Raw genomic sequence first — 18,616 nt, 5'->3', positions numbered from 1 at the left:
GGTGTAGTGTACAGGGGGAACGTGTATGGTCCACGATGAGATCATCAAGACCCTTGAATCATGGGATGCTAAAAGCCTGATCTCCATGGCTCAGGCGGACGAGGATATACTGACCACTTTAATTCACCTGCTCGATGAGGAGCGCTTCCAGCTCAGAGTTCTGGCTATCTTGGAAGAACTGCTGTCCCTTCGAACGAACAGGGAGATATACAAGGAGCTCTTTCCGCGTCTTCTCATCCTGCTTACGAAAGACAGGAAGACAGCGGTAAAAGCCGCCAGGGTTATGAAGGTGCTCCTCCTCCAAGAGCCCCCCACAAAGGGCGATCTGCGGATCCTTCTGAAGGTCATGCTCGATACTCCCGTTGAACAAAACGACCCCCGCTGGCTGGAGCTTGCTGATGCGGCCGATAAGTTGCCTCCCGCGGATTATCGGGACGTTGAAAACCTTGTGTTAGAGCTTATGAAAAGTGATAACCCCGGCTTGAAGCTCGTTGGGCTTAAATTTGCAAAATCCATACCCGGAATCCGTGCCGAGGATGTCGTAAGAGAGGTATCGTATCTCCTGAATTCTAATAATCCCGTGATATTTGATAAGGCGCTTGACCTGGTGCTCGAAATCCTCACGTCTCCAATACCCCTCCGCATGGAGGATGTGATAAGATACCTGTACTCTCCCCTAAAGGCCCTCACGGAGTCCGCCCCCGACGCCATAATAACGTCAAAGGCCAGGGAGGTTTTCAGCGCGCTCGTAAAAAGCGCCCAGAGGTACTATGCCCTCAGGCCGACCGAGGCCAGGGAGTCAGCAAGGCGGCTGAGAAGGGAAGGCCTTGAGTACGAGGCGGTGTTCATCGAGGAGTTATCTGGACAGCCCCACTCCCCCGTTCCGTATGGAGAGAAGACGCTCAAAATGCTGACAGAAGACCGCTCCGACCTCCCCGACTTCCTGAAGGGTTGAGCTTTTAAACCGAACTCGGAACTTTTTACAGGTGGTTCTGTGCCAAAGCTCAAGCTCAGCGACAGACAGCTCTATGCCCTCATAGAGGCCCTCAAGCTCGGCGAAGAAGTTAAGCCCAGCCAGCAGGCGAAGAGGAGGGCCTTCTCAAAGTACAGAATCGAAGGCTGGGAAAACTCGAAGCTGACTGGAATATTCTACTCAATCCAGAGGCGTCTCGGTTTGATAGACGAGGTTATAGAAGAGCTTGTAGGAGTTTCTCCGCTCATCCTCGACCCCTGGCTGAGGGCCGCTTTAAGGGTGGCCGTTGAAGTGGGGGTCTTCCGCGAGCCGAGCGAGAGGACCCTCCAGCACCTCAAGGGGGTCGCCCAGTTTCTCTCGAAGAGAACGCACCCCTACGTCGGCTATTACTACTACGACCTCCTGCCGAGGGTCGTCAACTACGTGCCAAAGCTCGACACCGAGGAGAAGAGGCTCAAGTGGGAGTACCTCTTCCCGGAGTGGTTCATAGCGAGGATGCGCGCCCTTCTCGGTGAAGAGGCCGAAGAACTTCTCAGGGCACTAAACGAGACCCTTCCGACGAGCATAAGGGTGAATCGTCTCAGGACGAGCGTTGAAGAGGTAGAAAACTACCTAAGAAAGAAGGGCGTCCGCTTCGAGAGAAGTGAGAGGGTGAACACTGTAATCAGGATCCTCGACCCCTTCAACCCTGAGTGGCTCTTTAACAAGGGCTATGCCATAGCACAGGAGGAAGCCTCTGCGGTGGCCTCTCTGGTTCTGGCACCAAAGCCGGGGGAGACCGTTGTTGATTTAGCTGCAGCCCCCGGAGGAAAAACGGCCCACATGGCGGAACTGATGGAAAACAGGGGTAAAATCTATGCCTTCGATGTAGATAGCGCCAGAATAAAGCGCATGAAAGAGGTTCTCAAGAGAACCGGCGTTGAAATAGCAGAGGTCATAAAAGCCGATGGGAGAAACGCCCCAGAGCTGCTCGGCGAAGAAATCGCCGATAGGGTTCTCCTCGATGCCCCGTGCACCAGCGACGGCACTATAGCGAAGAACCCCGAGCTGAGATGGCGCCTCAGGGAGAAGAACATCCCCAAGGTGGTTGCCCTTCAGAAGGAGCTCATGGAGAGCGCTTGGAAGCTATTGAAACCCGGAGGAAGGCTGCTCTATTCAACGTGCTCGATGCTTCCCGAGGAGAACGAGGAAGTTGTAAAGTGGTTCCTTGAGCGGCATCCTGGGGCCGAGCTTGTGCCCTTAAACGGACCATACGACCCGGGATTCCTCAAGGGAACCATGAGGGCCTGGCCCCACAGGCACAAGACTATAGGCTTCTTCTACGCACTGATAGAAAAAAGGAGATCCGAATCTCGTATAGTACGGGCTTGTTAAATACCGAGCCTCTGAAGGAACTCTATCCCTTCATCCCTTTCCCCTGCAAAGGCCACTTCCCCGCCAACGAGCACCACGGTCCTGTCAATGATGTTATAGATCGGCCTCCACAGATGGGAAAGTATTATCATGTTCGTGCCATTCGCGGCTCTCTGTTTGATGATCCTTGCAACCTCGGATATTCCACTAACGTCAAGGCCCGAAAATGGCTCGTCAAGGATTAGAAGCTCGTTCTCCCCCAATAAAGCTAAAAGAATGCTCAGGCGTTTTTTCATTCCGCTGGAGTATTCTGCAACGGGTCTGTTTAGGGCCGCTGTATAGGGGAACAGTCTTTGGATAAGATTTCTGTCTGCTTTAATCTCTTTTAATTCCTCAAGAAACTTGATCAAATCCTTTCCTTTCCGGTATTTTGGAAGAGAGGGAGGGTCTATGCTGATTCCAACTATCCGCTTAATTTCTGGGTTGTTCCAGGGATTCCTTCCAAGCAGGGTCACCCTCCCACTGCTCGGCCTCCAAAAGCCTACCAGCAGTTTTATGAGGCTCGACTTTCCGCTTCCGTTTGGGCCAGCTATGAGGGTTACCCCACTGTCTATCTCCAGATTTATGTTCTTCAGAATTTCGACGTTTCCAATTCTCTTGGAAACATCCTCAAAGCGCCCAATCATCCTTCTCCCTCCAGAAGCCGAGCGACATGAGAAGTACTGCTAGAGAGAGCGTCAGGAAGTGCGCCCGCCAGTTCTGGGTGGGGAAGCCTACGTCGACGGCCCGTATTGTTGCGCTGCCTGAATACGACCCGTTAATGACCACACCATAATAACCTGGGTGAGGCAGGACAACCCTGATAATCTCCCCTGTAATTTTGCCCTCCTTTAGGGTTTTATTCTCATCAAGGTCGATTATTGTGTAGCTCCCATCACCCTGGCCCATAAAGGACATCTCAACTAACGCAGAAGTGGGGGAGTAGAAACATGATACTTCAGTTGCCTCGAGGGGTAGAACAGGGTACCGGACATCATCGGTATCAGTTGTAAGTTGGAACGCTATGGACACTGCGGTGACCAGAAAAATTACCGCTGGGACGAGTTTCCAGGCGTTCATCTCACGTCCCTCCTGGCGGAAATTTCTATTGCTGTAGGGATGAGAGCTGCTGAAACGACTAGGTATGGCAAGAGCGTTTTCAGCTCGTTTTCTATTGCAATATTTTGGAGTGTCAAAACTGGGTTGAAAATTTTCACGTATGTGAGGACAAAGACAGTGAAAAACGATAACATGCTTGCGATTGGGGCATTTGGAACCAGCACCGAGAAGAGTGCGGACAGACTTACTATATAAAAGAGAACCGAAGCGTAAAAGGCGAGTAAAACGTGAAAATGTGCTGCGACAACCTTGAGGCTATTGGTGGAGGAGAAATGGAGTGAAAAGAGCAAGATGTGTGTGATCAGTATGAGTGCGAGGAAATGCACGTAGACACCTACGATTTTGGAGAGGATTATTGTCCGGATTGACACGGGGAGTGAGTACAGAAAGTAGGAACTGCCGTCGTCCCGTTCTCCCCTTATTGTCAGGGCCGTCAAAAGTGAGACACCAAGGCTCACCGGGACGTACGTGCTCACTGAGAACATAATGAAAAGAGAATTATGAAGCCACGACTGTGGAGTGTTTGATAAAATGAGTGGCACGGCTTTTATTAGGTTCATCTTCATGAAAAAGGCCGAGATTCCAGCGAGGATTACGAGAATGTAGCCCTTTATTGGGTCATTGCTTTCCCATACGACGAGTTTTAGCCCTTTCATAACCAATCACCAAGAAAACTGTTATGGCCAGCACAAACACGGCAATGGCATCGAGGGGTATTTGGACGTTTTCAAGCATTCCAGTTTCAGAATAAAAGGCGTTAGTATCTTCGAGAACCATTCCGAACCCGTATATATCCTTGCTTTTGATTATGGGGTCGTCTGTCCTGTTGAAGTGCTCCCTATCCGAGAAAAGGACTCTCTTGAAACCGAACAGTTCCCAGATCGGTGATACCGGGGTGTATCCCTCAATTAAGACTCCCGAGCCAGGATCGTAGAGCGCAAAGTTGGATGAATTCCCGTAAAAGTTCGTAGTTACCAAGACAACCGGGGGTTTGAAGGCTCCAAATCTCGTGTGGACTGTCGCATTCAGTTCCCTGACTTCGTTTATGAACCACCCGTTCATAATGGTTCTTCCTGCTACATCCAAATCTGTCAGAAACAGCGTGTTCATTCCGAGCCTTTTGCCGTTGTGTAAAACAGAATTGTCCGTAAGGGACACGTTGAAAGTTATAGACCTCGACAAATTTGGGATCGTCGCATTTGAGAACAGGCCCTCAGTGGCTCCGTTATCCCCTGCGTATAGCCAGTAAGTTTGGTTTGTCTCTTCAATTGCTATGAGAACACCATCGGCCCTTTCACATACCTTGACTCTCCCAGCCTGAACATCTGCAACTCTGCAGGGACCACTTTGTGTGAAGTTCAGACTCGAGTACATCTCGATTAATTCCCTGGCCTTTTTGAGGCCCTCCTCAGCATTTAGTGCTCTCTGATAATGCATCGTGAGGTTGTAAACCCTGAGCTGGGCCTTTAGCTCGATTTGGTCTCTGGCAACATCCAGTATCTCCCACCTGAGCACACCATAGGTTCCAAAATAGAGGGTTCCGTTGTGACATTCAATAATCACCGCACGATCTCCCCTGGCTGTGTACTCAAAATAAGTCCCCGGAGTCGCCCAGTATGGTCTTGAGGACACCACTATACTCAGAGTTGAGATGGCGACGAAAACCACGAAAAGAGATAAAACCCCTCTCCTGATATGTAATCCTGCGTGTTTTCGCATATTGCCCACCGCATGCTGTTTCTGCATGCTTACACTAAATTTAATTTAGCCCATATAAAATTTTTTGATATTGGTGTTGATACTGCTGGGTTCAAGAATGGTAATAATAAGTTATTCATGTCATCCAACCTGCCCAACGTTTGGCTTTAAAGGGCAAGAGATCTCAGGACTATTGAGTATAGAAAAATGAGGGAGTTGGGTCAGTCCTTCTCCACCTTCACCCTCAGCTCCTCCGCGAACCAGTTGACCCTCTGCGGGAAGGGTATCTCGATGCCTTCTCTATCCAGAGCCTCTTTTATTTTCTGAACTATCTCCCACCTCACGTCGAACCACTTCTCGCTCGGTGCCCATGCCTTTACAGCTATGTTGACGCTGCTGTCCCCGAGGTTATCAACGAAGACCATCGGCTCTGGCTCAGCCAGAACATAGGGCATCTCATCGAGGGTCTTCTTTATCACCTCTATCGCCCTCCCCGCATCTTCCTTGTAAGCTATGCCGACGGTTATGTCCACTCGCCTCGCTGGATATTTCTGGAGGTTCTTTATGTCGCTGTTGAAGAGCTTCTCGTTTGGAATCCTGACGAGGAGACCGTCCCATGTCCTTATCCTCGTTGAGAGAATCCTTATGTCGTGGACAACGCCCGAATAACCGGCCACTTCAACGGGGTCGCCTATCTTAAGCGGCTTGTCGAAGTACATGAATATGCCCGAGATGAAGTTGGCAACTACCGTCTGGGATGCAAAACCGAGGACGATACCCGTTATCCCCGCCGCCGCCACTATCGTCGAGAGCCTCCCGCTCAGCCCGGCTATGTTAAGGGCTATGAAGAACGCCAGCGTGACGAAGGTATAGTAGTAGAGCTTCGCCTTGAGCTGAACTTCCGGAAGTTTCTGCTTTGAAGAACGCATTATGATGTAGTCTTTTGACTTTTTGGCAAGGACGTAGGAGAAGTAGAACACAAGGAAGGCAGCGAGGATATTGCTCAGGCTGGTGCCAGCCACGGTAATTGAGAGGACCCCAAGAGCGTCGAGAGAGTAAACAAGAGCAACGACCACCACCATGTTGTGAAGCGTTGATGCAGTATCCTCGTTGATTATCCAGACGTATTTTGTGGTTCTGGCAAGACTGAGCAAATACTTCCTGAGAACTTTCGCTATTACAAGGCCCACCACGAGGATTAAAACCGCCTTTACAACGGCGCCTGTGGTTAAGGTGAAGAGAAGCTTTTTCCCCAGAACGCCCTGATTCCAGAGGGAGGTAGTGTTCGCAGCCCCCATGCTACCACCTCATCAGGAAGTTAGGTAGCGAAAGGCCTTTTCCAACTGCGTTCAGGCCCTCTTTTGGCGGCCTTCCCGTGTTGTTTACCTCCGGGCTGTGGTTCTTGAGCGTGACAAGAAGTAAGGGATAGTAGGCTTTTGTGTTCTCGTAGTACATTGAAGTCCCCTTTATTGGGACGACAACCCTCTCAAGTGGCTTCCACTCGGAAGAGGGGTTGGAGACTATGAGCTTCGCCACCCCTATGGATTCTGGTTCCTCGGTGTAGAAGGGACTAACCTGATAGCGGCAGATTACACCGGCCTCTATGGCACCGTAGAGGGCGTACTTCTCCTTCCCGAGAATGAAGTGATCGATTGTTAGATCGCCGATTTTAACGTCAACCTCTATGGGAGCCTCAACGAACCCAGCTACAGCGTCTTTTGGGGGTATTACAAGGGGGTCCCTGAACTTTATCATGAGAAGCTTTACCCCGTAGCCCAAGGCCGGGGCAGGGAGAACTTTCAGTTTTTCTCCGTTGTTCTTTATAATGACCTCAAAATCGTCACGCCTATATCTGACTATCCCCCCCTTATCCTCGAGAAGGTGGATTTTTTTATCGGCTATTTTGATGAACTGAGTCCTGAGTTCGTGCTCTCCAAACATGGAAGAAAATGGGAAGGAAAGGATATAAGCTTTAGCTCGCCGGGGCGAGCTCCACATCCTTCACTGTGATGTGGAAGTACATTGCCCCCTCTGGCATCGCCAATGAAGCTTCGATCTCCACAGGAATTGGAAGCTCTGGAACAACCGCGGTCTTTCCGTTGGCGGTTACATAACCCTGCATGAGGCCGCTCCACTGAATTACATACTCGTCGAATGTCATCCCAGCAAAACTCACGCTCCCGTCTTTCTGGACTGTGTAGCCTTCCCCGTTCGAGGAGAGGTCTGCAACGTATACGACATCGCCGTAGATTCCGCCCGCGAAGCCGTTGTAAACGTCCCATATCTGGTCAAAGAGGCTGTTAGTTATCTCCATACCGCAGTTCATGTCCCCTGATATCCCGCTCTCACCGTAGGTGTAGCCGCAGTTTGGCCCCTGTACGGTGTATTTTTCAAAGCTGGATCCACTCTCAATCAGCTCGAAGACGGAGGGAATCCAGAGAACCCAGCCCGTGTACTCATCTATGTTTGAGGTATAGACCTCGAAGCGGTATGTTGAGCCGTCGTCCATATGGACTATAGCGTAGGCAACGTAGCCATCATCGGTCTCGTTGTAGCCGCGCTCCATCGTGTAGTGCACTTCCCAGTTCTGTGTCTTGTAGGTGATGTCGTAGGCCACACTTTTCAGTAGGTACTGGTTGCCATGGATTTCTATTGGTTCCGAGGCGTCCCAGGCTCTCTGCCAGTTTTGAGAACTTTCTGAGGGAGCTGAAGTTTCCGTCTGGGTCTCACTAGCTGTTTCAGTACTCGTGCCTTCCGAGGTGGGCTTCTCGATGCTCACGCTTATTCCACCGAACTCCTTTGAGAGCTTCAGACCTTCAATTTTTATCTTTGAGTATGCCTTTGCCCCCGAGCTCAGGTCAACGAACGTCCCCTCGGTCTCAACGGGGATTGGAAGAGCGGGCGATATCTCTGCCCTTCCTTGGAGAGTAACCCCTCCGAAAGAGTAGCTCCATTCAACGTTGCTGACCCCGAAGTCATTACCATCAAAGGTAACCGTCCCGTCCGGGTCTATCCTGTAATGGTACGCAAAGGGTGGGAAGCTGTAATCGTACTCCTCTGCCTTCATCAGGTCGCGATCCTCCAGACCGCTCCAGACCCCTGAGCTTAACATCGAAAGCCAGAAGGTGTAGAGGTAGCTCCCCATGTCCCCAAGGACTTCGTTCAGGTCACCTTCGGTGTATGGAAGTTCGCTATACTGTCCTATAGCTCCTGGGTTGCTCCAGTAGAAGTAAGAATTTCCGGATTTTGCCTCAGCCACAACGGCGCTTCCCGTTGTGAGGACTCCGAAGTTTGGTACTGGCTCCAAGAAGTATTTGTCGCTGTCCTCGCTTCTCTCCCTGACCATTACTATGTACTCAAAGGGCGTTCCGTTTCCAGTTACGGGGATTATCTTCCCGTAGTAGGCGAACAGGTTAAACTCACCCAGGTCTTTCTTTTCGCCGTTCTCCTCGGCGTAAACGTGGGCCTTCACGTAGCCACGCTTTTTGATAATGTTGAATGTCTTTTCGCCGTCAGAAGTCTTGAGAGTGAAGGTGTACTCAACTTCTGTAATATAGTACGAGCCCCCATTCAGGCTAATGGGGTGGTAGGCGTCCCACGGGGTCTGCCAGGTTGCCGAGTAGGACTCGGAAGTACCCGTAGTTTCTTCCGAGGTTGATCCGGAAGAACCCCCGGAGATTTCTTCGTGCGAGGTGTAGGAAGGGCCTCCCTCATTATTTCCTCCACCAGTGCAGCCGCTCGCCAACACTAAACCAACCAGCAATAAAACAACCAGCGTAGTTGTCAGGGTTTTCATATATTTTCCCTCCAAGACCCGCAGAAAAGGAAAGCGGGCAATACATCATGATGCCTTGAGTTAATTTTGTCCCTCATTCTATTTAAGGGTTTTTCAAAACTCCAAATCTAGTTTGTAGTTATTCCGGGTATACTCCGAGAATATTATTTAATTTAGCGCTTTTCGACTTGAAATATATCAAAAATATTCCTGATCTCTACTCCAAGTCTCCCTGATACGTGGAGGGGGACGTCAAAAACGTGCTCCACCTTTGAGATTATCCCTATGTCCGCCGTTGCGACTGTGCTAAAGGCCTTGAGCTCGAAGTCCGGGCTTTTTACGAGCCTCACTTCCCCACTCAGGCCATATTTCCGCAGAGCTTCTTCGGTAATTTTCCGAACAACCCCGCTCTTTGGGACGTTCTTGCCGTAGAAGAAGATCGCTTTGGAAACTTTCAGCCTGGAAAGTGATTCAACGACAATTTCAACCACTTCTGGTGTCCTTTCGGTGATCTTATACTTCCCCTGGTACTTCAAATCCCTAACCAGACCATCCTCGCAGAGTATCGCCTCGCCATCGAGGACGGATTCAAGGGTTATGAGGACGTTGAAGCCGTCAACGGCTAAAACCTTTCCCTCAAGCTCTCCGGGCTTTAGAAGTTTTCTTCTAACCTCGGCGATCCACGTGTCGGTAAAGACGCACCTCGCCAGAAGGTATCTATCCCTCAGCGGGAGCCTGTAGTGGTCAGCAACAAACTTCAGGGCGCTCTTCTTGGGGTAGCCCCTGTTGAGGAGGTACTTGAGGTCGCGGTAAGCATCGGGGAGAGACATGGGAAAGAATAGGGCGGGGAGATTAAAAGCCTTTAGACGACCTTCTCAAATATCTCCCCGTCTGCCCCCGTGTGTATCCTGAGCCTGACCCTTCCGCTGAGGAGGGAGCTCTTGACTTTTTTGGTCAGTATCTCGTCCACCTGGAAGATTCCCGCAGGGTGCTTCATCCAGATCTCGATTAGTATTGGCTCTTCCTCGTTTCCCTCCTTGATCTCAACCCTCTTGATGGCGAGGGCCGAAACGGCGTGGATGTCCACCTTGTCCTTCTTGTGGACGAGCCTGCTCCTGCCCTCTTCCATATCACAGCCGTCCGCTATCGTTACCAGAGAACCTTCTATAGTGGTGCACGGCACGTGCTCGTCGTGGGTGTAGATTGCGTTCAGCGTGAGCGCCTTGAGAAGGAGCGGGTCTTCTCTCTCGAACTCTCTTACGAGCTTATCTATTATCGGCTCCGCGAGGAAAACGCTGAACTGGTAGTGGGGCGTTCTGTGTATCATGTTGCCGATGTCGTGGAAAAGTGCGCCGAAGGCGACGATGAACTTGCTCCAGCGGAAGGGCTTTCCAAGCTTTTCAGCCGTCGTCTGGATGCCGAACTTCCTGATTATCCTGAGGAGCTCAAGGGCCCTCCTCGTCGTCAGTAGAACGTGAATGGGCCCGTGGTCGTTGAAGTTGTAGACGTTGAGAACGATGTAGTTCGTCGTGTCGAAGTAGTAGTGGTACTCCCTGAAGGCCCTCTCGTACATCTTAAAGAGCTCATCATCGTCCATGAGCTCGCGGATTTCATTCAGAAGTCCCTCTTCCGTGTACATTTTCTCACCTCCCATTCCCGAAACTGGAGAAAGTTTAGTTTTAAGGGTTTTGAACGGTGAAGTGGATAAAACGAGCTGTTAAGTGGGCCAGAATAGGCACTGGAATTCAAAAACTCAGCTCATTCAAGCATCCCCTCAAGCTCCAGAATCTTCTTCGAGCGGAGGTAGACGACTGGAACGCCCTTCTCGCGGAGTCTCTTCTTAAGCCCCTTGTCGTTCGTGCAGACGATAACGCGCTCGTTCCTCACCGCGAAGTCGAATATCTGGTCGTCTATAGGTCTCTCCCCAAAGCGGCCGATCTCAACAGTTTCAAACCTCTCCGCCAGCTTCTTCGCCATCCTGACGGCCATTAAGTCTCTCCCACGAGACTTCCTTTCTATGACGCTCAGCTCATCCAAGACGACGTTTGGAACCACTACCCTGAACTTAACATCGAGAATCCTGTGGAGCTCGCTGATTATGTCCACACCAAACTGGCCGGGAACGAGGAGAAAGTTCGTGTCCGGGACGACCAGCCACTCGCGCCTTCGGCTTTCGCTCATAAGAACCACCAGGACTTCAAAATTGAAATTGGGAAAGAAAAGTCACTCCCTTATGAAGCCGTAGCCGATGAGCCTCCACCTGCTCCCAACCTGCCTGCTGATGGCAACCCTGTCGCCGACCTCAGCGCAGACAGGTATCTGGAGCTTGAGCTCGACGGTGTCCTTTCCGAGGCCCGTTACCAGCCCCATCGTCCTTGCTGTGCCGACGTTGAGCAGGAGGACTTCCCTCCTCTTTATCGGCTCGACCCTGAGTTCCTCCTCGGTTCCGACGACGCGCTCAAGCAGGTGGACTTCGAGTGTAAGCTCGTCCCAGACGGGCGGTAGCTGACCTGGCTTTCCGACGACGTTTCCGGCCATCAGGTCGCCCTTGGTGAGGAACGGGTCGAGCTTGGTTCCAACGCCAACGAGACCGCCAGGATAGGCCTCTTCCACGAACCTACCGCCGGCCTGGAGCGATGTAATCTCCGTCGTTATCGGCTCGTACTTTATCCTTCCGTGCTCCTCGTAGGGGACGCCGGGCCTTATCTCTATCTCGTCGCCGACCCTCAGCTTGCCCTGGACTATCGAACCGCCTATGACGCCGCCAACGAGCTTCTCCGGCGGTGTTCCTGGCTTGTTCACGTCGAAGCTCCTAAGAACGAGCATCTTGGGCGGCTTGTTCGGGTCGCGCTTTGGAGTCAGTATGAACTCCTCTATCGCCGCGAGAAGCACATCAACGTTAGCACCGTGTAGAGCTGAAATCGGGATTATCGGGGCGTTTTCCGCAACTGTGCCCTTGACGAACTCCTTGATCTCCTGGTAGCGTTCCATGACCTTCTCCCTGTCAACCAGTTCAATCTTGTTGAGGGCTATGACTATGTTCCTGTTGCCGACTATCTGAAGGGCCATCAGGTGCTCCCTCGTCTGGGGCATCACTCCTTCGTTGGCCGCTATGACGAGAACCGCGCCGTCCATGAGGGACGCTCCTGCTAACATGGTCGTCATCAGCGCCTCGTGGCCTGGAGCGTCGATGAACGAGACTCTCCTCTCGAACTCAGTCTCGTGGCCGCAGTAGGGACAGACCGGGGAGGTTGAGTACTTGCCGCAGTGCGGGCACTTCCTTATCTCTGCATCGGCAAAGCCTATCTTGATTGTAATACCCCTTCTCAGCTCCTCGCTGTGTGTATCTGTCCAGATTCCAGTTAGGGCCTTTGTGAGTGTCGTCTTACCGTGATCAACGTGACCGACCATACCGATGTTAACCTCGGCCTGCCTAAACTCCTTCTTCTTCGCCATCTCTCTCACCTCTAATGAGTAGAAAAGGCGGGCGCTTATTAAGGTTTCTTCATGGACATTCCTCGTGATTTTGGCAGATGGCTTGGATTTTATTTTCGGCTATGTTCTGGAGGCATCCTTATTTCTTGCAGGGTCGTGAATGTTCACTCTTCCTCTTGGACAATTCGCAGGAATTCCCTGGCGCCGAGTTTTATCCCCACTTTGAACACTAGGAGCGTCCAGAGCAGTGAGATTATCAGGGTTGAATACGGGTAAAACCCGAAAATCCACGCGAGGACGTTGGATGCAGGGATGATTGCGAAGAATATAGCTCCCATTTTGGCTTCTAATGAGCAGTTTTTGGATCTTTTGTACTCCATACACGCCAGCCAAGTAATGGCGGAAAAGCTGAGCCAGAATACCCCTCCCGTCATCAGGAGTGCCTCCGGATAAAAACCATTACTTCCAAAGTATCCGCCAAGGAGTGCTAAAACCAGCTCACTAACCCAAAAGCGTAAAAAGGTGATAAAGGAAACCTCAGTCCCGTAGAGCTTCATTTTCGATACCTCCAGAAGTCGGACAGCCTGAAGAGGGCCTTCACTCTGTAAAATTCTCCTGGATCTATGTTATTCTCATTGAGATTGCTTGCATTGTATTCACGTTTTTTCAAGAGTAACGGCAAAAGATTAAAGGTCAGCTGGGAGAGTTCCCGTCCCTCTTCCAGAGGGAGAGCTCAAAGAGACTCCCCAGAAGGCCCAGCAGAATGGCCGGGAGTAGGAGGAATAGCAGCACTATCATAGACCCCTCGCCCTCTGTTGGACCTGACGCAGGTGCCTCGAGGAAAGAGGCCACAATCCTTATCAGTCCTAGAACGGCCGCAAGAACGACGGGGACGATGATTAAGGCGGTCCTTGCTAGGTCCCCTGGTCCAACTTCAAGCCTGGAGGCAACGAACGCCACCGCAATGGAACCCAATAGCAGACCCACGAGATAGAGTGCAAGCGGGAGTATCCCCCCTAAGTTGACCCCGAGGAGAAATCCCGTCAAGAAAGAAAGAACGACTATAAGGGCAGAGACCCCCACTTTTCTTGTTATCGTTCTCATGATGACCACCAGTTGAAATTAAGTTTACAAAATATGCTTATAAATCTTTCCTTTTAATCGATATAAAAACTCCTTCTTTTTCTAAGCATGACTTTATTTAGAGTAGCGTTTTTCCGCGTAGAATCGACCGAAAGAAGCCCAATAGGGGGATGCAGATCTAATACAAAGAATTGAAAACATTGGAACTAACTTGAGCAAAATTAGAGAGAAGGATCAGAACACTATCTTCATGTTCACCTGAACGATGTTCGGGCTGATGGTGTTGCCGTGGACGGTCTTCTTTCTCCTCTCGCCCCTCTCCCTGGGCCTGAAGCCGGGGCCGCGTGAGAGGAGAATCTTAACCCTCCTCGGGCCGTGGACGTCGGGCCTCATGGGGAAGCCGTCCTTGTCGGTTCCTCCGGTGATCTTGAGCTTGGCGTCGGCCGGAATCTCCTCACCGAATATCTCGGAGAGGTTGAGGCCGAGCTCGCTCGCCGGAATTTCCTCGCCTATTCTCCTTCCAATAAGCTTGTCAGCCTCTGGGCCGCTTATCTCAACCTGCTTCGCAACTCCGTTCTTTGGGTTCGATATAACCAGCTTGAAGGTCGCCATTCCTCCCACCTCCATTCATCAGCGGGATTCATTGGGGTAGCCCCTTTCCCGACCGCTCTTAAGCGGTGCATTTAAAAACCTTATCGTGAAATTTAAATAAACCAACTGAAGAACTGGAGAAGGTGAGAAAATATGGCAAAGGAAAAGGCGACGCTCCCCCCAACTGGTGCGGGTCTGATGAGGTTCTTTGACGAGGACACCAGGGCAGTCAAGGTCAGCCCGAAGGGCGTTATAGCCCTGACGCTCCTGCTGATCGCCTTTGAGTTCATACTCCACATGTTCGGCTCAAGCATATTCGGCTAAAGGAAGCTCGTTTTCTTTAATCCCCTCGCGTTGAGCTCCTCGTCTATTATTCCCCTAACTACTTCTTCAAGCTGTTTCTCGATGAGTGCCTCCACGGTGCTCTTTATCTTGTCGATGTCTCCCCTCATGCCCTCTAGGAGCCTTATGTAGTCCCTCGCCATCTCAAGCTGGCCCTCCTGTCTTATCAGTTGCTCCTTGAGGTTCTCGAAGTCCTCCTTCATGACTTGATACTTTCTGAGCTCGCGCTGGAGCTCCTCAAGCTCCCTCTTGAGGCGGTAGTTCTCCTCCTTAAGTTCCTCAATCAGCTTTTCTTTGGCCTCAAGCTCTGAAACGAGGTTGTTATACTCCTCCGCTATCTGGTGAAGCCTCTCTATCTCGCGGAGCGGCGGAACTTTGCCGTTTCCGAGTATTATGACGTGGGGGCCGACGTTTACTATATCATCGGGGCTTATCTTAAGCTTCCTCTCGCTGGTAAAAACGCTCTGCCCGCTTCCGAGGTTTTCAACTTCTTTCATCTTCAGGATGAAGTAGAACTTGTTTCCTTCAACTTCAACGTTGATGTCGGTAACGTAACCGAGTATCTTTCCTTCGGTAAGGGAGATTACAAACTTGTTGATGAGCTGGTTTGCCTTGGCATCCCCTTCCACCGTAACACCACCGCAGTTTTTACGTCCAACTTCTACTTAACCTTTCCGCCAAGGTTTATAAACGACCCTGAGTTGAAGAACGCGGGTGGTGGAACGATGATAATATTCGCGGGGCGCTCAAACGTCGGAAAGAGCACCCTGATATTTCAGCTCACTGGAAAAAAGGTTAAGAGAGGAAAGCGCCCCGGCGTTACCCGAAGACCGATTGAGATTGAGTGGCGCGGGAAAAAGGTGGTTGACCTTCCAGGCTTCGGCTTTATGAGCGGCCTGCCGAAGGAAGTCCAGGAGAGGATAAAGGACGAGATAGTGCACTTCATCGAGGACAACGCAGATAGAATAGAACTGGCCGTTCTTGTCGTTGACGGAAAGGCCGCTCCAGAAATCATCGAACGCTGGGAGAAGCGCGGTGAGATACCTATTGATGTGGAGTTCTACCAGTTCCTCCGTGAGCTTGAGATACCGACGATCGTTGCTGTGAACAAGATAGACAAGGTAAAGAACGTTGGAGCGGTCATAAACTTCCTGGCCGAAAAGTTTGGCGTTCCCTACGGCGAGGTCAATGAGACTTTCGTCCCGATATCCGCAAAATTTGGAAAGAACCTTGACGCCCTCAAGACCCTGATGGAAAAGAAAAGGAGAAAGTCATAGCGTCTCGAGGACGAGATGCGTGTTCGTCTCTTTTACGCCGTCCAGCGACGCTATCTCCTCCAAAATTTCGTCCAGCCTGCCCTTATCTGCTTCAATGATCAGGTCTATGTCCCCTGTAACGCGGTATATCTTCTTCAGGTTCAGCTTCCTTATGGCATCGTAGACCTGCTTTCTCTTTGTCGGTTCGATTTTAACGAAGACAAAAACGTCCCCTTTCTTCTCTCCAAGGAGTTCAAGGGCCTTGTCAGTTAGATCTATGAAGCCCCTGCCCGTCCTGATGTATCCAAGCTCCTTAAGCACCTTGAGGTGGTTGCTAAGGGCCTGCCTCGTTATTCCAAGCTCCTTTGACAGCTCGTCCTGTGTCTTTTCAACGGTGTGAACCTCTATTGTTCTCCCGTCCTGGTAGAGCTTTTTCAAAAGCTTCAGCTGGCGTGGTGTCAGTGTGCCGCCTTCGTTCATTAGTTTCACCTCCAAATTTTCCAAATTTGATCTCGATAAATGTAAAACTCAACCTTTCGGTAATCACTGGAACAGAAGTCAAACTTATAAGTTTTCCTGTTTTATGCCGATGGCCAACATTTTTAACCTGCAGGGGGAATTCGAAACCATGAACAAGGCTAGGTACACGCAGGACGTCCCTGAGGATAGGATTAAACTCCTGGAGAGTATAGCGAGCTACAACAAGCCGTTTACGCTCATGGTGGTTGGGGGTGTGGACAGCGGGAAGAGCACGCTAATAACGTTTCTTGGAAACGAACTCCTGTCTCTGGGTTTTAAGGTTGCCGTGGTGGACTCTGACGTCGGCCAAAAGGGTGTTCTTCCTCCCGGGACGATAAGCCTCGCCATTCCCGAGGGGCCTTTTGAGAGCATGAGTGAGCTTGAGGGAGTGGCACACTACTTCGTTGGAACGACTGCTCCCTCACAGTTTATAGGTGAAATGGCAGTTGGAGTAAAACGCATGGTGGACATCGCTAGAAACGTTGCTGACGTAGTTTTGATAGACACGACTGGCTTTGTTACGGGTGTTGGGGCGGAGATGAAGCGTCTTAAGGCAGAACTGGTAAAACCTGACATTATTGCGGTTATTCACTCGGGAGAACTCTCAGGCCTGGTTAAGGCTCTGGAACCGTATGGGGAGGTAATCGAACTGGCTGTCAGTGAAACCGTGAAGAGATATCCTCTTGAAGAGAGGAGAAACCTGCGTGCCGAGAAATGGCGGAACTATTTCAGAGATTCCCAGCTTGCCGAGTTCAGCGCATCTGAGGTCGCCATAACTGGCACTTCCCTCTTCCACGGGATACCCCTGAACGCTGACGAAAAGGAGCTCCTTGAGAAGGCCTTTGGGTGGCTGGTAGTGGCTGGCTGGAAGAACAAGGGCTATACCGTCGTTAAGGCGGACGTTGAGAAGTTCCCGCGTGCTCACTCACGGGAGCTGAAGGCTATCGATTTTGAAAAGCTGAGCAACCTGCTCGTGGGCCTCATAGACGGCGAGGGTCTGTGTATGGGAGTTGGAGTCCTCAAGTGGATCAACTTCAGTGAGGGAAGACTTCAGATTCTAACTCCCGTTAGAGACCTCTCGGGAGTCAGAGAAATCCGCTTTGGACGTATACGGGTCACGGAAGAGGGGGAGGAGCTGGGCCTGTTGCGGCGCGATGAGCTTTAGCAAACCTTTAAAAACTTCCGACAGAATTTAGTTAGGTGCCCCTAATGGAACTCAAGGCATTCATCGAGATCACAAGATCCCACAACTGTTTGCTTGCTGGGATAGTGGGTGTCTTAGGCTCGATAGTGGCCGCTGGGGGTCTTCCAGAGCTAAAAACCGCCATCCTCGTGTTCTTAGTTGTTCTCTTTGGATGCGCCGGCGGGAACACAATAAACGACTACTTTGACTACGAGATAGATAAGATAAACAGGCCTGAGAGACCGCTTCCGAGGGGGGCCATGAGTAGAAAAGCGGCTCTTTGGTACTCAGTGGCTCTCTTTGCAACTGGTATTGTCCTCGCTTGGTTCATAAACATCTGGGACTTCCTGCTGGCTGTCGTTGCGTATGCTCTCATGTTCATCTACGCATGGAAGCTGAAACCGATGCCTTTTATCGGAAACGTCGTTGTGGCCTCCCTAACTGGCGCTACTCCCCTCTACGGTGCAATAGCCGTTGGTGAGATTGGCCTTGCTGGGACGCTCGCCCTGTGTGCCTTCCTCGTTAACGTCGCGAGGGAGGTCATAAAGGACATAGAGGACATCGAGGGTGACATGGCAAAAGGCGCTAAAACCCTCCCTATACTGATCGGTAAGAAGAAGGCCGCCTACGTCGGCGCTCTGTTCGCGATTCTGACTGTCATAGCGTCTTTCCTGCCCGTTAAGGCTGGCATAGGCCTTGGCTATCTCGCCATGCTCCCCGTGGATGCGGTAATACTGTACTCTGCGTTCCTCATACTGAGGTCTCAGGACAGGGAGACCGCTCACCGCGCCCAGATACTCCTCAAGGTGAGCGTGTTCCTGGCTGTGGTCGCTTTCCTGATAGCTTCGCTCGTGAGGTGATGGATATGGATTTTGAGAAAGAACTGATTAGAGAGCTTGAGAAGGACGAACTCTGGACTGTCATAACGTTCAAGACGCCGCACGGCCCTGGAACGACGATGGAAAAGCTGGCCCAAGTCGTTGAAAAGGCCGGATGGAGAATAACCTTCAAGGCCAACTGGTGGACGGCCGACATACCCTACGGTCTCGTCAGGATAGACATGAGAAAGGGAGACAGGGAGAAGATTCTCCTCGGAAAGTGGATACTCGGAGACGAGTGCAGGCTGATAAAGCTTGAGAGCCTCGACCTTGAAAGAGGAAAGGACGAGTTTTTCAGGATGGTGGACAGCATCACTTCGACGCTCATACACGACCCGGTCATCAGGACAATGAGAGAACAGTATTAAAAGA

The 18,616-nt window shown here is 51.1% G+C and carries 23 protein-coding genes; 7 read left to right on the top strand and 16 right to left on the bottom strand.

Translation table 11 applies throughout. From position 1 onward, the window contains the following. The first annotated feature begins 25 nt into the window (after window positions 1-25). On the top strand, window positions 26-955 hold the full coding sequence (locus ACZ5TN_RS07985) for a hypothetical protein (RefSeq protein ID WP_464916434.1): 930 nt from the start codon (window positions 26-28) through the stop codon (window positions 953-955). 39 nt (window positions 956-994) lie between these two features. Continuing rightward, complete coding sequence (locus tag ACZ5TN_RS07980; protein WP_464916433.1) at window positions 995-2,347, top strand: RsmB/NOP family class I SAM-dependent RNA methyltransferase; 1,353 nt, start codon at window positions 995-997, stop codon at window positions 2,345-2,347. On the opposite strand, the gene ACZ5TN_RS07975 is transcribed toward ACZ5TN_RS07980, so the two are convergent. From ACZ5TN_RS07975 to ACZ5TN_RS07910, 14 genes are all read right to left on the bottom strand, one after another. Beyond that, window positions 2,344-3,012 carry an ATP-binding cassette domain-containing protein gene (locus ACZ5TN_RS07975; RefSeq protein ID WP_464916432.1) on the bottom strand — a complete coding sequence of 223 codons (669 nt, stop codon included), beginning with the start codon at window positions 3,010-3,012 and terminating at the stop codon, window positions 2,344-2,346. The two genes, ACZ5TN_RS07980 and ACZ5TN_RS07975, sit on opposite strands and share 4 nt — an antisense overlap. After that, on the bottom strand, window positions 2,996-3,445 hold the full coding sequence (locus tag ACZ5TN_RS07970) for a hypothetical protein (RefSeq protein ID WP_464916431.1): 450 nt from the start codon (window positions 3,443-3,445) through the stop codon (window positions 2,996-2,998). Before ACZ5TN_RS07970 ends, ACZ5TN_RS07975 begins: the two co-directional genes overlap by 17 nt. After that, window positions 3,442-4,140 carry an ABC transporter permease subunit gene (locus ACZ5TN_RS07965; protein ID WP_464916430.1) on the bottom strand — a complete coding sequence of 233 codons (699 nt, stop codon included), beginning with the start codon at window positions 4,138-4,140 and terminating at the stop codon, window positions 3,442-3,444. The genes ACZ5TN_RS07970 and ACZ5TN_RS07965 overlap by 4 nt, the downstream gene beginning before the upstream one ends. After that, window positions 4,103-5,230 (bottom strand): hypothetical protein, encoded by a 1,128-nt coding sequence (locus tag ACZ5TN_RS07960; RefSeq protein WP_464916429.1) that lies wholly within the window; start codon window positions 5,228-5,230, stop codon window positions 4,103-4,105. Before ACZ5TN_RS07960 ends, ACZ5TN_RS07965 begins: the two co-directional genes overlap by 38 nt. A gap of 173 nt (window positions 5,231-5,403) precedes the next feature. Beyond that, a complete protein-coding gene (locus tag ACZ5TN_RS07955) occupies window positions 5,404-6,480 on the bottom strand; it encodes a mechanosensitive ion channel family protein (protein WP_464916428.1) in 1,077 nt (358 codons plus the stop codon). Between the two features lies 1 nt (window position 6,481). After that, entirely contained in the window at window positions 6,482-7,123 is a 642-nt protein-coding gene (locus tag ACZ5TN_RS07950; protein WP_011250891.1) for a DUF432 domain-containing protein, read from the bottom strand. Window positions 7,124-7,154: 31 nt separating this feature from the next. Continuing rightward, window positions 7,155-8,978, bottom strand: coding sequence for a hypothetical protein (locus ACZ5TN_RS07945; RefSeq protein ID WP_011250892.1), 1,824 nt, complete (start codon window positions 8,976-8,978; stop codon window positions 7,155-7,157). Between the two features lie 152 nt (window positions 8,979-9,130). After that, window positions 9,131-9,787, bottom strand: coding sequence for a DUF434 domain-containing protein (locus tag ACZ5TN_RS07940; RefSeq protein WP_464916427.1), 657 nt, complete (start codon window positions 9,785-9,787; stop codon window positions 9,131-9,133). A 32-nt stretch (window positions 9,788-9,819) separates the two neighbouring features. After that, window positions 9,820-10,596, bottom strand: coding sequence for an HD domain-containing protein (locus tag ACZ5TN_RS07935; RefSeq protein WP_464917579.1), 777 nt, complete (start codon window positions 10,594-10,596; stop codon window positions 9,820-9,822). 119 nt (window positions 10,597-10,715) lie between these two features. Then, window positions 10,716-11,138 (bottom strand): PIN domain-containing protein, encoded by a 423-nt coding sequence (locus tag ACZ5TN_RS07930; protein WP_464916426.1) that lies wholly within the window; start codon window positions 11,136-11,138, stop codon window positions 10,716-10,718. Between the two features lie 42 nt (window positions 11,139-11,180). Next, a complete protein-coding gene (gene eif2g, locus ACZ5TN_RS07925; RefSeq protein WP_464916425.1) occupies window positions 11,181-12,413 on the bottom strand; it encodes a translation initiation factor IF-2 subunit gamma in 1,233 nt (410 codons plus the stop codon). Window positions 12,414-12,556: 143 nt separating this feature from the next. Further along, window positions 12,557-12,949 (bottom strand): hypothetical protein, encoded by a 393-nt coding sequence (locus ACZ5TN_RS07920; RefSeq protein ID WP_054839483.1) that lies wholly within the window; start codon window positions 12,947-12,949, stop codon window positions 12,557-12,559. 136 nt (window positions 12,950-13,085) lie between these two features. Further along, entirely contained in the window at window positions 13,086-13,505 is a 420-nt protein-coding gene (locus tag ACZ5TN_RS07915) for a hypothetical protein (protein WP_464916424.1), read from the bottom strand. 204 nt (window positions 13,506-13,709) lie between these two features. After that, window positions 13,710-14,087 carry a 30S ribosomal protein S6e gene (locus ACZ5TN_RS07910; protein ID WP_011250901.1) on the bottom strand — a complete coding sequence of 126 codons (378 nt, stop codon included), beginning with the start codon at window positions 14,085-14,087 and terminating at the stop codon, window positions 13,710-13,712. Window positions 14,088-14,219: 132 nt separating this feature from the next. Between ACZ5TN_RS07910 and ACZ5TN_RS07905 the strand changes: the two genes are divergently transcribed. After that, window positions 14,220-14,390 (top strand): preprotein translocase subunit Sec61beta, encoded by a 171-nt coding sequence (locus ACZ5TN_RS07905; protein ID WP_011250902.1) that lies wholly within the window; start codon window positions 14,220-14,222, stop codon window positions 14,388-14,390. Here ACZ5TN_RS07905 and ACZ5TN_RS07900 read toward each other — a convergent pair. Further along, on the bottom strand, window positions 14,387-15,037 hold the full coding sequence (locus tag ACZ5TN_RS07900) for a hypothetical protein (protein WP_011250903.1): 651 nt from the start codon (window positions 15,035-15,037) through the stop codon (window positions 14,387-14,389). The two genes, ACZ5TN_RS07905 and ACZ5TN_RS07900, sit on opposite strands and share 4 nt — an antisense overlap. Before the next feature lie 96 nt (window positions 15,038-15,133). Here ACZ5TN_RS07900 and engB point away from each other — a divergent pair, with 96 nt between their 5' ends. Beyond that, window positions 15,134-15,685 (top strand): GTP-binding protein EngB, encoded by a 552-nt coding sequence (gene engB, locus ACZ5TN_RS07895; protein ID WP_464917578.1) that lies wholly within the window; start codon window positions 15,134-15,136, stop codon window positions 15,683-15,685. Here the strand turns inward: engB and ACZ5TN_RS07890 are convergent. Then, window positions 15,680-16,144, bottom strand: coding sequence for an Lrp/AsnC family transcriptional regulator (locus ACZ5TN_RS07890; RefSeq protein WP_464916423.1), 465 nt, complete (start codon window positions 16,142-16,144; stop codon window positions 15,680-15,682). The two genes, engB and ACZ5TN_RS07890, sit on opposite strands and share 6 nt — an antisense overlap. Before the next feature lie 148 nt (window positions 16,145-16,292). Between ACZ5TN_RS07890 and ACZ5TN_RS07885 the strand changes: the two genes are divergently transcribed. Genes ACZ5TN_RS07885 through ACZ5TN_RS07875 form a run of 3 tightly spaced genes read left to right on the top strand, consistent with a single transcriptional unit; the run spans window position 16,293 to window position 18,612 of the window. Beyond that, window positions 16,293-17,348, top strand: coding sequence for a Clp1/GlmU family protein (locus ACZ5TN_RS07885; protein ID WP_464916422.1), 1,056 nt, complete (start codon window positions 16,293-16,295; stop codon window positions 17,346-17,348). Window positions 17,349-17,392: 44 nt separating this feature from the next. Next, entirely contained in the window at window positions 17,393-18,226 is an 834-nt protein-coding gene (locus tag ACZ5TN_RS07880; RefSeq protein WP_464917577.1) for a geranylgeranylglycerol-phosphate geranylgeranyltransferase, read from the top strand. Window positions 18,227-18,231: 5 nt separating this feature from the next. Continuing rightward, window positions 18,232-18,612: a hypothetical protein gene (locus ACZ5TN_RS07875; protein ID WP_054839490.1), complete on the top strand. Its 381-nt coding sequence runs from the start codon at window positions 18,232-18,234 to the stop codon at window positions 18,610-18,612. Window positions 18,613-18,616 lie beyond the last annotated feature (4 nt).

This window comes from Thermococcus sp. JCM 11816 (assembly GCF_055396515.1).
This window is presented reverse-complemented; position numbering and strand designations above follow the sequence as displayed.

Excerpts from the sequence above, each read along its gene's own strand:
- ACZ5TN_RS07985 (WP_464916434.1), top strand. The coding sequence starts at position 26 with ATGGTCCACGATGAGATCATCAAGACCCTTGAATCATGGGATGCTAAA.
- ACZ5TN_RS07975 (WP_464916432.1), bottom strand. The coding sequence starts at position 3,012 with ATGATTGGGCGCTTTGAGGATGTTTCCAAGAGAATTGGAAACGTCGAA.
- ACZ5TN_RS07970 (WP_464916431.1), bottom strand. The coding sequence starts at position 3,445 with ATGAACGCCTGGAAACTCGTCCCAGCGGTAATTTTTCTGGTCACCGCA.
- ACZ5TN_RS07965 (WP_464916430.1), bottom strand. The coding sequence starts at position 4,140 with ATGAAAGGGCTAAAACTCGTCGTATGGGAAAGCAATGACCCAATAAAG.
- ACZ5TN_RS07960 (WP_464916429.1), bottom strand. The coding sequence starts at position 5,230 with ATGCAGAAACAGCATGCGGTGGGCAATATGCGAAAACACGCAGGATTA.
- ACZ5TN_RS07955 (WP_464916428.1), bottom strand. The coding sequence starts at position 6,480 with ATGGGGGCTGCGAACACTACCTCCCTCTGGAATCAGGGCGTTCTGGGG.
- ACZ5TN_RS07950 (WP_011250891.1), bottom strand. The coding sequence starts at position 7,123 with ATGTTTGGAGAGCACGAACTCAGGACTCAGTTCATCAAAATAGCCGAT.
- ACZ5TN_RS07945 (WP_011250892.1), bottom strand. The coding sequence starts at position 8,978 with ATGAAAACCCTGACAACTACGCTGGTTGTTTTATTGCTGGTTGGTTTA.
- ACZ5TN_RS07940 (WP_464916427.1), bottom strand. The coding sequence starts at position 9,787 with ATGTCTCTCCCCGATGCTTACCGCGACCTCAAGTACCTCCTCAACAGG.
- ACZ5TN_RS07935 (WP_464917579.1), bottom strand. The coding sequence starts at position 10,596 with ATGTACACGGAAGAGGGACTTCTGAATGAAATCCGCGAGCTCATGGAC.
- ACZ5TN_RS07930 (WP_464916426.1), bottom strand. The coding sequence starts at position 11,138 with ATGAGCGAAAGCCGAAGGCGCGAGTGGCTGGTCGTCCCGGACACGAAC.
- eif2g (WP_464916425.1), bottom strand. The coding sequence starts at position 12,413 with ATGGCGAAGAAGAAGGAGTTTAGGCAGGCCGAGGTTAACATCGGTATG.
- ACZ5TN_RS07920 (WP_054839483.1), bottom strand. The coding sequence starts at position 12,949 with ATGAAGCTCTACGGGACTGAGGTTTCCTTTATCACCTTTTTACGCTTT.
- ACZ5TN_RS07910 (WP_011250901.1), bottom strand. The coding sequence starts at position 14,087 with ATGGCGACCTTCAAGCTGGTTATATCGAACCCAAAGAACGGAGTTGCG.
- ACZ5TN_RS07905 (WP_011250902.1), top strand. The coding sequence starts at position 14,220 with ATGGCAAAGGAAAAGGCGACGCTCCCCCCAACTGGTGCGGGTCTGATG.
- engB (WP_464917578.1), top strand. The coding sequence starts at position 15,134 with ATGATAATATTCGCGGGGCGCTCAAACGTCGGAAAGAGCACCCTGATA.
- ACZ5TN_RS07890 (WP_464916423.1), bottom strand. The coding sequence starts at position 16,144 with ATGAACGAAGGCGGCACACTGACACCACGCCAGCTGAAGCTTTTGAAA.
- ACZ5TN_RS07885 (WP_464916422.1), top strand. The coding sequence starts at position 16,293 with ATGAACAAGGCTAGGTACACGCAGGACGTCCCTGAGGATAGGATTAAA.
- ACZ5TN_RS07880 (WP_464917577.1), top strand. The coding sequence starts at position 17,393 with ATGGAACTCAAGGCATTCATCGAGATCACAAGATCCCACAACTGTTTG.
- ACZ5TN_RS07875 (WP_054839490.1), top strand. The coding sequence starts at position 18,232 with ATGGATTTTGAGAAAGAACTGATTAGAGAGCTTGAGAAGGACGAACTC.